This is a genomic window from Micromonospora sp. C81, assembly GCF_018070425.1.
Lineage (GTDB): Bacteria > Actinomycetota > Actinomycetes > Mycobacteriales > Micromonosporaceae > Micromonospora > Micromonospora zamorensis.
In genome coordinates this window covers 430,613-443,616 of sequence record NZ_JAGPXS010000003.1, presented here as the reverse complement: position 1 = coordinate 443,616, position 13,004 = coordinate 430,613, and the positions used below count along the sequence as shown (strand labels likewise).

Below are 13,004 nucleotides of genomic sequence, written 5' to 3'. Positions count from 1 at the left end.
CGCTTTACGCCACCTCCACGGTCCCGCCGTCGGCCTCGGCACGCTAATGTGCGCAGCGGACCTTCGCCGGAGGAAGGACGACCATGCTCGTATCACGCCGCTCGCGGGTGGCCTCACTGGCTGCCTGCGCGACGATCCTGCTCGCCACAAGCGCTTGCGGGGATGACAAGGCCAAGGAGACCAGCGCCCAACAGGTGCGCCTCTACGGCACGGACGGCAACATGCTCAACACCTACCCCGCGGAGTTGAAAGAACGCGCAGGTCTCGTGGATGGGATGAAGGGCACCACGCCACTCGTTCCGCTACCCGAGGACTTCAAGGGCCGGCTACGGGCCGTCAATCCGGCGCTGACGGACTACGTGTACTCGGCCGAGACGTACGACGCGGTGGTGATCGCCGTGCTCGCCGCGCAGCTGGCCGGAAGCACCGACCCGGCTGCCATCGCGAAGCAGATCGTCGCGGTGACCAACGACGGGCAGCGCTGCGAGGACCCGGTCAGCTGCCTCACGCTGGCCCGCAACGGGCAGGACATCGAGTACCGCGGGGTTTCGCTGACCCGGGCGGGCTTCACCGACAAGGGTGAGCCGGCCACCGCGAGCTACGCCACGCTGACCTTCGACGGGCAGCAGATCAACGACGGCAAGACCGAGTTCGTCGGCGCGGGCATCGAGTCGGCGGCGAGCACCAAGACGCCGCCGAAGCCGAAGAAGCAGCGCCCGGGCGGCGACCCCGAGCAGGAACCGTTGATCCTGGGCGGTCTGCTGCCGAAGACCGGTGACCTGTCGATCGCCTACCCGCCGATGGCCGCCGGCGCCGCGCTGGCGATCAAGGAGATCAACGCCGCCGGCGGCGCCCTGGGCAAGCCGGTGACGTGGCTGGACGGCGACGACGGCACCAACCCGGACGTGGCCAAGGCGACGGTGGCCCGGCACGCGACGGCTGGCGTCAGCGTGATCATCGGCGCTGGTGGTTCGGGCATCTCCCGGGCCGTGCTGCCGAACGTGGTGCAGGCCGGGAAGATCCTTTTCTCTCCGTCGAACACCGACAGCAGCCTGACCGACGTGGACGACCAGGGCCTCTACTTCCGCACCGCCCCACCGGACAGCCTCCAGGGCCGGGCGTTGGCCGACGTCATCCTCCGCGACGGTTCGCAGAAGATCGTCATCGTGGCTCGCAAGGACTCCTACGGTGAGGGCCTCCAGGGCACCGTCCGTGAGGAGCTGGAGAAGGCCGGTATCGCTGCCGATCGACTCAAGCTGCTGACGTACGAGCCGCCGGCCGACGCCAAGGCGGCACCCGTCGACTTCAGCCGGGGCGCGAAGGAGATCAAGGACTTCGGCGCGGACGCCGTGCTGATCATCGGCTTCGGCGAGTCCGCCCAGGTGATCCGCGGCCTGGCCGACGCCGAGGTGCAGATCCGGCAGTAGCACGACCACAGGCACACGAAGGCCGCACCGGCGCTCGCCGGTGCGGCCGTTTCGTCTCCAGGAGTCACCGCGGCCGGCGGCGCTCCAGGAACTCGGTCATCCGCCGGTGCTTCTCCTCGTCCTCGAAGAGCACCGCCTGACTGACCAGGTCGAGTTGCGGATGCGCGGCGGCGGGCGCGTCGACCGCGAGCTTGGTCAGCCGCAGCGCCAGCGGCGAACCCAGGGCGATCTCGTCCAGCAGCGCGTGCGCCACCGTCAGCAACTCGTCGGGCTCGTCCACCACCCGGTTCACCAGGCCGATCCGCAGCGCCTCCGCAGCGTCCACCCGCCGGCCCGTGAAGAGCAGCTCCTTGGCCCGGCCCTCACCGACCAACGCGGGCAGCCGGTGGGTCGCGCCAGCGCCGGCCAGGATGCCCAACCGCACCTCCGGCTGACCGAAGACCGCCCGCGCCGTGCACACCCGCAGATCGCAGGCGTACGCCAGCTCCGCGCCACCGCCCAACGCCGGGCCGTCGACGGCGGCGACGGTGGGCATCGGCAACGCCCTGATCCGGGCGAAGGCAGCGGAGTTGATCGCGGCGAGGGCATCGGTGCGGCCCCGTTCACGCAGTTGGCCGATGTCGGCGCCACCGGCGAAGATGCCCGCCGCCCCACCGGTGAGCAGCAACAGCCGGGGACGCGCCTCCAGCTCGGCGCAGACCTGGTGCAGCTCGGCGATCAGCTCGGCGTCGATGGCGTTGCGCTTCTCCGGCCGGTCCAGGGTGACCACCAGCCGGTCCGGCCGCTCCTCGATCCGCAGCCCGCTCACTGCGCCCACCTTCCGTTCGCGACTGCGGGGCTCGCAAGCTCACTCCTCGCGCTCACTGCTTGACCCCGGCTTTCCACTGGTAGAAGCCCTGCCCCGACTTCTTGCCCAGCCGCCCGTCGGCCACCATCTCCACGAGCAGGGGCGGCGGTGCGAAGCGGTCGCCGTACGCGGCCTGGAGGGTGCGGGCGATGTCCAGCCGCACGTCGAGGCCGACCAGGTCGGTGAGTTCCAAGGGCCCGATCGGGTGCCGGTAGCCCAGCACCATCGCCTTGTCGATGTCGGCAGGGCTGGCCACCCCGTCGGCGACCATCCGGATCGCCTCCAGCCCGAGGGTGACCCCGAGCCGTGAGGTGGCGAAGCCGGGCAGGTCGCGTACGACGACGGGGTCCTTGCCCAACCGGCCGGCGAGCGCCACGGCCGCGGCCGTGGTCTCCTCGGCGGTGGCCGGGCCGACCACGATCTCCAGCAGGGCCATCGCCCAGACCGGGTTGAAGAAGTGCAGGCCGAGGAAGCGCTCGGGCGCGTCCAGTCCGGCGGCCAGCTCACCGATGGCGATGCTGGAGGTGTTGCTGCCCAGCAGCGCGGGGTTCAGCGCGGCGGCGTCCCGCAGCACTGCCCGCTTCAGGTCGAGCCGCTCCGGCACCGCCTCCACGATCACCTCGGGGGCGGGAGCGACGTCGGCGAGCGTGGGACGCAGCGTGACCCGTTGCCGGTTCGCGGCGGCCTCGTCGGCGCTCAGCTTCCCTCGCTGCACCGCCCGCTCCCACAGGTCGGCGAGCCGGTTCAGCGCGGAGGCTCCCCGCTCGGGGTCCACCTCGACCAACTCCACGGCGTGACCGGCCCCGGCCGCCACGTACGCGATGCCGAGCCCCATCGTGCCGGCACCGACGACCACGAAACGATCGCTCATCACGCCTCCCTGTCCCGCCTGTCGGCGCGCGGGGTCCCCGCCACGCCGACCGGGGTGTTCCGCCCGCTCCGCTCGCTCATGGTGCGACCCTAGACAGCTCGACGACCCGGCTCATGCGTGGGGGAGCGCGGGATCGGGTACTGACGGCCCGTCAACCGAGGGAAGGACCACCGAGATGAGCCAGGCACCGGAGAGCGTCACTGACGGGCAGACCGTGGAGACCCGGGGCGACGAGCGGGTCGAGCTGCTGCGCGCCGACACCAACAACGACGGCAAGACCGACGTGTGGGTGGTGGACACCGACGGCGACGGCAAGGCGGACCTGTTCCAGTTCGACACCGACGGTGACGGCAAGGTGGACATCACCATGGTCGACATCGACGAGGACGGCCAGCCGGACGAGGTGGTCGACGGCGACGGCGGTCTGCCGCCCGAGCAGCTTCCCCCGACCGTCCAGGTCTGAGCCGTACGACGGCCCCTGTCCTCCGCGATGCGGAGCGCGGGGGCCGTCGCTCAGTCGGCGAGCCGCAGCGTGGCCAGGTAGTAGGGCTTGTCGCGGTCGTCCACATCGGTCAACCGCCAGCCGGTGCCGTGCACCAGCGAGGCGAACTCCTCCGCCGAGCAGACCAGATAGTCGAACCATTCGGTGCTCAGCTCCCGGTAGCGCAACCGGAGCCGGAGCTGACCGCCGAGCCGACCCCGACTGCGGTTGCGCTCGTGGTAACTCGTGTGCACCGGGTCACGGGTGCCGTACGGGTCGGTGCCGTGCGCGATGATCTGCGCCCCCGGTCGGGCCAGCGCGGCGAGTGCGGCCAGGAACACGGGGGCACGCTCCCGCCCCTCGAACAGCCCGAGGTTGTTGCCGAGCAGCAGGAATGTGTCGTAACGCCGCCCGTCCGCGACGTGCGTGTCGACGGTGCCGTGCACCAGCCGCCGGACACCGCGGCGTTGACTCACGGCCAGCGCGCCCGCGGAGGTGTCCAGCCCGGTGACCGGTACGCCGCGCTCCTGGAGCAGCAGGGCGATCCGGCCGGCGCCGGTGCCGACGTCCAGCGTCTCGCCGCGGGCCCGGTCCACCGCGCGGTGGTCGTACGGCTGCCAGTCCTGCGGACCGTCCAGATAGTGGGCGGCCGGCGCGCCGTTGATCAGACCGTCGTCCCGCTCGATGATCTCGATGACCGGCCGGGGCAGGCGCCCACCGACCAGCGGTCGAGGGCCCACCCCGCTGGCCACCGCGAGCGTGTCCCGCAGCAGTTCGCCGACCACGTCACCGATTCGAGGCTCAACCGTCACGACGTTCACGCTATCTGTCCACTCAGCGGCCGGTAACGGCCGTATCCTTGCGGCGTGACCACGCTGGACCGGCTGTCGGCCGAGAAGTACATCCTGCTCACGACCTTCCGCAAGGACGGTCGGGCGGTGCCGACCCCCGTCTGGGCGGTACGAGATGGCGAGGCGTTGGCGGTCTGGACCCGGGCCGACTCGGGCAAGGTGAAGCGGATCCGCCACAACGGTGAGGTGACCGTGGCCCCGTGCGACGTGCGGGGGCGGCCACACGGGGCGGAGGTGCCAGCCCACGCGACGATCTACGGCAACGGCGACACCGGTCGGGTACGGGACCTGCTCAAGCACAAGTACCGCCTGATCGGTCGACTCAGCCTGCTCGGCAGCCGGCTGCGGCGCGGCGAGGGCGGCACTGTCGGCATCCGGGTGACGCTGGCCGAGACGCGGCGCTGAGACGCAGCGACGGCGGCCACTCAGGACATGGAAAGGGGCGGCGGATCGAGATCCACCGCCCCTGACCGGAAAACTATTGCCGCTTCAGTCGCCCTGCCGCTGCTGCGGGATCTGACCCTGCAACAGCGCCCTGACCTCCGACTCGCGGTATCGACGGTGGCCACCCAGGGTGCGGATGGCACTGAGCTTGCCAGCCTTTGCCCACCGGGTCACCGTCTTCGGGTCGACACGGAACATCGACGCCACCTCGGCCGGCGTGAGTAGCGGCTCTGGTTCGTGCGTTCGCGATGCCATCGGTCACTCCTCCACATGTATAGACATCGGCCGGGGTCCCGCCGGCCGACGCGTCTCCCATGGTCCGGCTAGTCCCCGATGTCCGACATGGGCCGAACGGATGAAGGTCCCTAGACGGACGGATGAACCATGCCCGATTTTTACGACTTTTACACGGCAGAAAGTACCTTATTCGGACTCATGATCACGGTTCGTGATGCGTCAACTACGAGCACACCTCACCTTGGGAGCGCTCCTCGGGCGATATGCCCCTAGTTGCACCGCTCCAGCAGCTGCACGGCACGCCATCGGGCCACCAGCGTGTCGTACGCGGCGGACGCCTCCTCGGCCTCACCGCGCGACAGCCCCGCGAGGCCGGTGGCGACCAACTCGGGCGAGTCGTCAGCGGTGAGGGTCTCGTCGGAGAGCAGATCGACCAGGCCGCCGTAGTCCAGCTCGACCACCGAGCGCGGATGGAACTCCTCCAGCCAGCGCGCCGCCTCCTCCACCGCCTCGGTGATCGGCGCCTCGCCCACCGACTTGCGCAGCACCGACAGCGCCCGTGAGGACCGGCGACGGGCCTTGGAGATCTCGGTCCGGTAGCGCAGCGCCCGCCGGCCCGGCTGGGTGACCAGGTCCCGCTCGGCCGGCTCGAAGAGCACGAACCACCGCAGAGGCACCCCCCAGGTGGCGATCTGCTCGTGCACCCGGGGCACCCCGTGCTCCAGCACCCGGGCGCCGCTGCGCCAGTCGTCGACGACCGCCCTGGCCTGGCCGGCGAGCACCGGCGGCACGAAGGCGTCGGCGAGCACCGAGGGCACCCCGTCCCGAGCGCTGAGCGCCGCCTCAGCGACCCGGATCCGCAGGTTCCATGGGCAGACCAGCAGGCTGTCGTCCGTCTCCAGGACGTACGCCTCCTCCGGCAGGTCCGGCAGCCGGGTCCAGCCCGCGCCCAGCGCCTCGATCACCGCCGTCCGCTGTCGGCCGGGCCCCTCGACCGGGGCCACCGCCCGCCCCTCGGACACGTAGCGGCGCCAGTAGCTCTGCCGGTCCCGGTCGAAGGCGGTCAACGGTTCGTACACGCGCAGGTAAGAAGCGAAGAGCGACGGCACGGCGCGATCCTCCCACGAACCACAGCCGTATGAGGTCAGCGGCCGGACCACGCGCGCCGCAACGTGGGACGGCGGCGGCGCGTCGAGCGTCCCCAGGGCGGCCGATACTAGGCTCGATCTCACCGGCAGCATCCCCGCCGGGGTCCACCAGGTCCGCGTCCCACAAGGACGCACACCACTCCAGGAGCCAACCATGGGCGTATTCGCGAGCACCGACGATCCGGTATCGACCGGTCACGAACAGGTCGTCTTCTGCCAGGACAAGCAGAGCGGCCTGAAGGCGATCATCGGGATCTACTCCACCGCGCTGGGGCCGGCGCTCGGTGGCACCCGCTTCTACCCGTACGCCAGCGAGGACGACGCCCTCGCCGATGTGCTCGACCTGTCCCGTGGGATGGCGTACAAGAACGCGCTCGCCGGGCTGGACCTGGGCGGTGGCAAGGCCGTCATCTGGGGTGACCCCGAGCAGATCAAGAGCGAGGCGCTGCTGCGCGCGTACGGTCGCTTCGTGGAGTCGCTGGGCGGTCGCTACTACACCGCGTGCGACGTCGGCACCTACGTGGCGGACATGGACGTGGTGGCACGGGAGACCCGCTACGTGACCGGGCGCAGCGTGGAGCACGGCGGCGCCGGCGACTCGTCGATCCTCACCGCCTGGGGTGTCTTCCAGGGCATGCGGGCCGCCTCCGAGCACGTCTGGGGCACTCCGAGCCTGCGTGGCCGCCGGGTCGGCGTCGCCGGTCTGGGCAAGGTCGGCAAATACCTCACCGGCCACCTGCTGGAGGACGGCGCTGAGGTGGTCGCCACCGACGTCAACCCGAAGGCGCTGGCCTGGGTTCGCAGCAACCACCCGCAGGTCACCCTGATGGACGACGCCAGCGCGCTGGTCGCCGCGGACATCGACGTGTACGCGCCGTGCGCGCTGGGCGGCGCGCTGAACGACGACACCGTGCCGGCGCTGCGCGCCAAGGTGGTGACCGGTGCGGCGAACAACCAGCTCGCCCACCCGGGCATCGAGAAGCTGCTGGCCGACCGGGGCATCCTCTACACGCCGGACTACGTGGTCAACGCCGGCGGTGTGATCCAGGTCGCCGACGAGATCGAGGGCTTCAACTTCGACCGGGCGAAGCTGCGGGCAACCCGGATCTACGACACCACCCGCGAGATCCTGGGCCTGGCCGACGCCGAGGGCGTGCCGCCAGCGGTCGCCGCGGATCGGCTGGCCGAGCGCCGGATGGCGGAGGTCGGCCGCCTGCGGTCGATCCACCTGCGCTGAGCATTCCCCGGAGGCGGATCGACGGGATCCGCCTCCGGGCCCCCTGTGCCGACGCGGCTCGGTAGGCTGAGGACCGGATCGAATTTTGATGCGGTTTGTCCGGTGTCACGGGCGCTAACCGTTCCGCTCCTTACCCGGTACACTGGGTGACGGCCGGATCGACGCGACGCGCAGAGCCGGCTGACGGTAACCCGAGGTGCCGAACGGTGGCATCCCCATGTACCGTAAGAGCCACGAGAGATGCCTGACGTCATCGGGGCCCGCCTTCGGGCTGCCCCGCATTCTGTGCGAGGGGGTCGAGCCATGGGGCGCGGCCGTGCTAAGGCCAAGCAGACAAAGGTGGCCCGGGAGTTGAAGTACCACTCCCCGAACACCGACCTCACCGCCTTGCAGCGCGAACTGGCGGGTGCTGGTAAGTCTGAGCACCACTTCGACGACGACTCTAAAGAGTTCGTCGACGACGATGATGAGGATCACGCGGACGACGATCCGGATCCCTGGGTCCGTCCGGCCCGCTGACCTCTCGACGCAGCTGAGCACGCGGTGATACCCGCGTGCTCACGCACGTCCCGTGCAGGTTCAGCTGCCGACGATCAGGGGCCTGACCCGACCGGAGTTATTCCGGCCGCTCGACAGGCCCCTGTTCACGGCTCCCGTCAGCGCGGGCGGTTGTTCCAGTTGTAGAAGGTCGGGATGTTCTCGAAGTGGTTCCAGGCGCAGACCGCGCTGGCACCATCGCCGCCCGACACCTCCGAGCGCAACCGCCTGGCGTCCTCAGCCTCCTGTAGCAGCGCGACGAGCGCAGGGGCCGCCTCCCGTACCCGCTCGTTGACTCCGTCATCCGCCTCGCGCTCAGGCCGCCGGTTACTGGTGCTCTCGGGCATGCTCCAACACTCCATCCAATAGGCGGATCTTGCTGTTTCGGCAGTGCTCGGTCTCCGTACCGTCAAAACGCCCCAGCTCGAAGTAGCGGTTGGCCGCGTGGCCACCGCCACAGAAGCCGAAGTAGGGGCAGGACACCCGACAGGCCTCCACCCCGGCCAGGAACTCCCCCACCCACGGGGTCGCCGCCGCTCCGCCGAGAATCTCCGCCAGCGGAGCGTGCAGGACGTTGCCGCTGCTGAAATCGCCGTAGCGCGGGTCGGTGAAGCCCGCCAACTCCGGGGACAGCACGGTCACCGAGCCGTCGTGACCGATGGTCGGGATCGGGTCCAGTTGGCGGGGCAGCACCCCGTCAGCCGAGTTGTCGAGCACCGCCGCGGCGTAGCGCAACGTCCACTCGACCTCGCGGAGGTGGATTCGGGGGTCACGCCGCCACGCCGCGACCAGCTCCGCCCAGAACGCGGTCACCGCCGAGGAGTCGTGGCGGTTGTCCCGGGTGTTGACCCCCTCGGTCTCCTCGATGTTGATGCCCAGCACATCGCAGCCCAGTTCGAGGAAGTAGTCGTACAGCTCGGTGGCGAGCCCCGGGCCCGGCTGGGACACCACGGCCAGGGCGGAGAAGGGCAGACCATGACGGCGCAGCGCCGCGACGCCGCGCAGGATCCGGTCGTACGCCGGCTGGCCGCCCCGGTTGACCCGGTCGCCGTTGCGGGCCCGCGGCCCGTCGACGCTCACGCTCACCCGCATCTCGTGCCGGGCGAAGAAGTCACACCAGTCGTCGTCGATCAGCGTGGCGTTGGTCTGCACGTGATGCTCGACCTCGGGGTCGAACGGCGCCATCAGGTCGGCCAGGTGCTCCCGGCCGGCCGCCAACGGCTCGCCGCCGTGCCACACCACGGAGAACCGGCCGGCCGCCGCCCACGGGTTGACCGCCGCCGCCACCGCCTCGGCCACCGCCACCGGCATCCGCTGGTCGGTGGCACGAAACGGCAGGTAGCAGTACGCGCAGTCGAGGTTGCAGAGGGTGGTGGGCTGCATGACGACGTACGACGGGACGGTGGAAAGACCCCGCATCCCGCTGAACGACTGTCCCCGAGCAGCCATCGCCCTCCTCCGCCAAGCCTGAGCCCTTCAGGCTAGGCGGCATAGGCCACTCGGGTGAAGCCCTGATCAGGTGCCCGTACGATCACCGGAACGTGATCATCCTCGGGTGTGCTGACCAACCATCTGCACGTTGCCGGTGCCCTCGATGATCTCGCCGGCCTGCCAGGCCTCGACCCCACGGCCGGTCAGCGTGGCCAGCGCCCGGTCGGCGTCCTCGGCCGACACGATCGCGAACATGCCGACGCCCATGTTGAAGGTCGACTCCATGTCCTGGTCGTCGATCCGACCCTTCGACTGGATCAGGTCGAAGATCGGCTGCGGCTTCCAGGTGGAACGGTTGACCACAGCGTCGACGTGCTCGGGCAGCACCCGGACCAGGTTGCCGGGGATGCCGCCACCGGTGATGTGGGACAGCGCCCGCACCTCGGCCTCGGCGATCAGCTTGAGGCAGTCCTTGGCGTAGATCTTGGTCGGGGTGAGCAGCTCCTCACCGAGGGTCCGCTGCCGACCGAAGTCGTCGATCACGATGTCCAGGCGCATCCGGGCCGCGCCGAGCAGCACGTGCCGGACCAGGGAGTAGCCGTTGGAGTGCAGACCGGAGGAACGCATGGCGATCACCACGTCGCCCACCTCGACCCGGTCCGGGCTGAGGATGTCGGCCTCCTCGACCACGCCGACACCGGTCGCGGAGATGTCGTACTCGTCCGGGCGCAGCACACCGGGGTGCTCGGCGGTCTCCCCGCCCAGCAACGCGCAGCCGGCGTAACGGCAGCCGTCGGCGATGCCCGCCCCGATCTCGGCGACCTTGTCCGGAACGACCTCGCCGGTGGCGATGTAGTCGAGCAGGAACAGCGGCTCGGCGCCACAGGCCACCAGGTCGTCCACGACCATGGCCACCAGGTCGATGCCGACCGTGTCGTGGATGTCCATCTGCTGAGCGATCACCAGCTTGGTGCCCACACCATCGGTGGAGGACGCCAGGATCGGGCTCTTGTACTTCTTCGTGTCCAGCCGGAACAGGCCAGCGAACCCGCCCAGGTCACCCATCACCTCGGGCCGGCGGGTCTGGCGCACCTTCGACTTGAGCAACTCCACCGCGCGGTCGCCCGCGTCGATCGAGACCCCGGCATCGGCGTACGAGACCGAGCGTTTGCGCGCCTGACGGCCAGCGCCGGCCGTCCAGGGCTGACGGTCGCCGCCGGCGCCGGTCGGGCTGCTTCCTGCGCCGTTGCGCTCGGACACGTGCGTCACGGTTCTCCCCTTTGGTTCTCGGTGCCGCGCCGGCGGTGGCCGGGCCGCGCCGGTTGGTGCTACGGGCGGTTTGCGGTAACGCCACCCGGAGTGGCGACGAACGAGCCGTTGGTGTGCGGGGCTTCCGGCGCCGAGTTGGCGACCCGTCGGCCCACCCCTTCGAGCACGTGCTTGCCGATCAGGTTGCCGGCCGGCAGCTCGATCGGGTACTCCCCATCGAAACACGCCCGACACAGCCTGGTCTTCGGCTGCTCGGTCGCGGCGATCAGGCCAGGAAGCGAGACGTAACCCAGCGTGTCGGCGCCGATGGAGCGCCGGATGCCGTCGTTGTCCAACCCGTTGGCCAGCAGTTCCGCCCGGGTGGCGAAGTCGATGCCGTAGAAACACGGCCAGCTGACCGGCGGCGAGGAGATCCGGACGTGCACCTCCAGCGCCCCCGCCTCACGCAACATCCGCACGATGGCGCGCTGGGTGTTGCCGCGCACGATCGAGTCGTCCACGACCACCAACCGCTTGCCCCGGACGTTCTCCCGCAGCGGGTTGAGCTTGAGCCGGATGCCGAGCTGACGCAGGGTCTGCGACGGCTGGATGAAGGTGCGCCCCACGTACGGGTTCTTCATCAGGCCGGCGCCGTAGGTGATGCCGGACGCCTCCGCGTAGCCGATCGCGGCCGGGGTGCCCGACTCGGGCACCGGGATCACCAGGTCGGCCTCGACCGGGTGCTCCTTGGCCAACTGCCGGCCGATCTGCACCCGGGCCGAGTGGACGTTGCGCCCGGCGATCGTGGCGTCCGGGCGGGCGATGTAGACGTACTCGAAGAGACAGCCCTTCGGCTCCGGCGCGGCGAACCGCGTGGAGCGCAGGCCGTTCTCGTCGATCGCGATCAGCTCGCCCGGCTCGACCTCGCGCACCACGCTGGCACCGACGATGTCCAGTGCGGCGGTCTCACTGGCCACCACCCAGCCGCGCTCCAGGCGGCCGAGCACCAGCGGGCGGACGCCGTGCGGATCGCGGGCCGCGTAGAGGGTCGACTCGTCCATGAAGACGAAGCTGAACGCGCCACGCAGCTGCGGCAGCACCTCCAGTGCGGCCGCCTCGACCGACAGATCCGGTCGGCTGGCGAGCAGCATCGTCACCAGGGAGGTGTCGTTGGTCGAACCGTCCGCGACGAGGCCGCGCTCGGCGACCTCCTTCTCCAGCTCGGCCGTGTTGACCAGGTTGCCGTTGTGAGCCAGCGCGATGGTCGTGCCGGAGGTGGTCGACCGGATCGTCGGCTGGGCGTTCTCCCAGTTCGACGCGCCGGTGGTGGAGTAGCGGGCGTGCCCGATGGCCAGATGGCCGCGCAGGCTCGCCAGGGTGGGCTCGTCGAAGACCTGGGCCACCAGCCCGAGGTCCTTGTAGACCACCACGCCGGAGCCATCGCTCACCGCGATGCCCGCCGCCTCCTGGCCGCGGTGCTGCAGGGCGTAGAGGCCGAAGTAGGTCAGATTGGCAACCTCTTCGCCGGGGGCCCAGACGCCGAAGACGCCACAGGCATCCTGGGGGCCAGGTCGTTGGGGGTCAAGGTCGTGGCTCAGCCGGCCGTCGCCTCGGGGCACCTACCGCTCCCTCATGCTGGTCTGGACCGGCCGGGCGGGATCACGGGCGGATCCACACTTCTCTGCCGGGACCACTGTCGTCGCCTGACAGTGTACGCGAATCGCCGTCAATACAGATAGTCACGATTCCTGCGCAGGCCGTCACCGTGGGTGGGACTCGGAGATAGTTAGAGGGGCAGATACGCCGAGAGATCCGCACGGACACCGCTCATCTGGACGCGACCTTCGGCGACCGCCTCGACCCAGCCGATCCTCCCGGTCGCCAACCGTAACCAGGTGTCGGGAGCCATCTCGACGACGTTTGGTGGGTTTCCCCTGGTGTGTCGAGGTCCGGGTACGCACTGGATCGCCCCGTATGGTGGGACGCGCACCTCCACCGATCGGCCGGGGGCGCGCTCCGCGAGGACGGCCAACAACGACCGGACCGCCTCTCGGAACACCGGCCGTTCGGGCGTACGCCCCTCGTCGAGCGCCAACAACGCCGCCGTCACGGCAGCGGACTTACTGTGCGGAGAGGACACGACGGGACGATACGACCCGCAGGCCAACTACCTGACGCTGGCCCTGGGTCGCGCCGATCCGGTCGGACAAGGCATAGTTGCCGACGGCGTATCTGAACCGTGATG

General features: G+C 70.2%; 15 protein-coding genes. 5 read left to right on the top strand and 10 right to left on the bottom strand.

Annotated elements, in window-relative coordinates; translation table 11 throughout:
• Positions 1 to 83: 83 nt before the first annotated feature.
• Entirely contained in the window at positions 84 to 1,427 is a 1,344-nt protein-coding gene (locus KBX46_RS08290) for an ABC transporter substrate-binding protein (RefSeq protein ID WP_210791974.1), read from the top strand.
• A gap of 64 nt (positions 1,428 to 1,491) precedes the next feature.
• On the opposite strand, the gene KBX46_RS08285 is transcribed toward KBX46_RS08290, so the two are convergent.
• Positions 1,492 to 2,235 (bottom strand): enoyl-CoA hydratase/isomerase family protein, encoded by a 744-nt coding sequence (locus KBX46_RS08285; protein WP_088952126.1) that lies wholly within the window; start codon positions 2,233 to 2,235, stop codon positions 1,492 to 1,494.
• A 52-nt stretch (positions 2,236 to 2,287) separates the two neighbouring features.
• Complete coding sequence (locus KBX46_RS08280) at positions 2,288 to 3,145, bottom strand: 3-hydroxyacyl-CoA dehydrogenase family protein (protein ID WP_210791973.1); 858 nt, start codon at positions 3,143 to 3,145, stop codon at positions 2,288 to 2,290.
• Positions 3,146 to 3,320: 175 nt separating this feature from the next.
• Here KBX46_RS08280 and KBX46_RS08275 point away from each other — a divergent pair, with 175 nt between their 5' ends.
• Entirely contained in the window at positions 3,321 to 3,608 is a 288-nt protein-coding gene (locus tag KBX46_RS08275) for a hypothetical protein (protein ID WP_088950954.1), read from the top strand.
• A gap of 50 nt (positions 3,609 to 3,658) precedes the next feature.
• On the opposite strand, the gene KBX46_RS08270 is transcribed toward KBX46_RS08275, so the two are convergent.
• Positions 3,659 to 4,438, bottom strand: coding sequence for a bifunctional 2-polyprenyl-6-hydroxyphenol methylase/3-demethylubiquinol 3-O-methyltransferase UbiG (locus KBX46_RS08270; RefSeq protein WP_210791972.1), 780 nt, complete (start codon positions 4,436 to 4,438; stop codon positions 3,659 to 3,661).
• Positions 4,439 to 4,492: 54 nt separating this feature from the next.
• Between KBX46_RS08270 and KBX46_RS08265 the strand changes: the two genes are divergently transcribed.
• Entirely contained in the window at positions 4,493 to 4,882 is a 390-nt protein-coding gene (locus tag KBX46_RS08265; protein ID WP_210791971.1) for a PPOX class F420-dependent oxidoreductase, read from the top strand.
• An 84-nt stretch (positions 4,883 to 4,966) separates the two neighbouring features.
• On the opposite strand, the gene KBX46_RS08260 is transcribed toward KBX46_RS08265, so the two are convergent.
• Complete coding sequence (locus KBX46_RS08260) at positions 4,967 to 5,176, bottom strand: BldC family transcriptional regulator (RefSeq protein WP_007073996.1); 210 nt, start codon at positions 5,174 to 5,176, stop codon at positions 4,967 to 4,969.
• Positions 5,177 to 5,427: 251 nt separating this feature from the next.
• Positions 5,428 to 6,267 carry a hypothetical protein gene (locus KBX46_RS08255; protein ID WP_088952124.1) on the bottom strand — a complete coding sequence of 280 codons (840 nt, stop codon included), beginning with the start codon at positions 6,265 to 6,267 and terminating at the stop codon, positions 5,428 to 5,430.
• A 193-nt stretch (positions 6,268 to 6,460) separates the two neighbouring features.
• Between KBX46_RS08255 and KBX46_RS08250 the strand changes: the two genes are divergently transcribed.
• Both KBX46_RS08250 and KBX46_RS08245 read left to right on the top strand, forming a co-directional pair.
• A complete protein-coding gene (locus KBX46_RS08250; protein WP_088950952.1) occupies positions 6,461 to 7,543 on the top strand; it encodes a Glu/Leu/Phe/Val dehydrogenase dimerization domain-containing protein in 1,083 nt (360 codons plus the stop codon).
• Positions 7,544 to 7,846: 303 nt separating this feature from the next.
• A complete protein-coding gene (locus KBX46_RS08245; protein ID WP_088950951.1) occupies positions 7,847 to 8,062 on the top strand; it encodes a DUF3073 domain-containing protein in 216 nt (71 codons plus the stop codon).
• Positions 8,063 to 8,199: 137 nt separating this feature from the next.
• Here KBX46_RS08245 and amcA read toward each other — a convergent pair whose 3' ends face one another.
• The 5 genes from amcA to KBX46_RS08220 form a co-directional block, all read right to left on the bottom strand.
• Complete coding sequence (gene amcA, locus KBX46_RS08240) at positions 8,200 to 8,427, bottom strand: multiple cyclophane-containing RiPP AmcA (RefSeq protein ID WP_088950950.1); 228 nt, start codon at positions 8,425 to 8,427, stop codon at positions 8,200 to 8,202.
• Positions 8,408 to 9,499 (bottom strand): cyclophane-forming radical SAM peptide maturase AmcB, encoded by a 1,092-nt coding sequence (gene amcB / locus KBX46_RS08235; RefSeq protein ID WP_305798142.1) that lies wholly within the window; start codon positions 9,497 to 9,499, stop codon positions 8,408 to 8,410. Before amcB ends, amcA begins: the two co-directional genes overlap by 20 nt.
• Positions 9,500 to 9,625: 126 nt before the next feature.
• A complete protein-coding gene (purM, locus tag KBX46_RS08230) occupies positions 9,626 to 10,780 on the bottom strand; it encodes a phosphoribosylformylglycinamidine cyclo-ligase (RefSeq protein ID WP_141912148.1) in 1,155 nt (384 codons plus the stop codon).
• 59 nt (positions 10,781 to 10,839) lie between these two features.
• The gene (gene purF / locus KBX46_RS08225) at positions 10,840 to 12,378 is read right to left on the bottom strand and encodes an amidophosphoribosyltransferase (protein WP_088950947.1); all 1,539 of its coding nucleotides are present in this window, start codon (positions 12,376 to 12,378) and stop codon (positions 10,840 to 10,842) included.
• A 167-nt stretch (positions 12,379 to 12,545) separates the two neighbouring features.
• A complete protein-coding gene (locus KBX46_RS08220) occupies positions 12,546 to 12,869 on the bottom strand; it encodes a sterol carrier family protein (RefSeq protein ID WP_099849700.1) in 324 nt (107 codons plus the stop codon).
• Between the last annotated feature and the right edge of the window lie 135 nt (positions 12,870 to 13,004).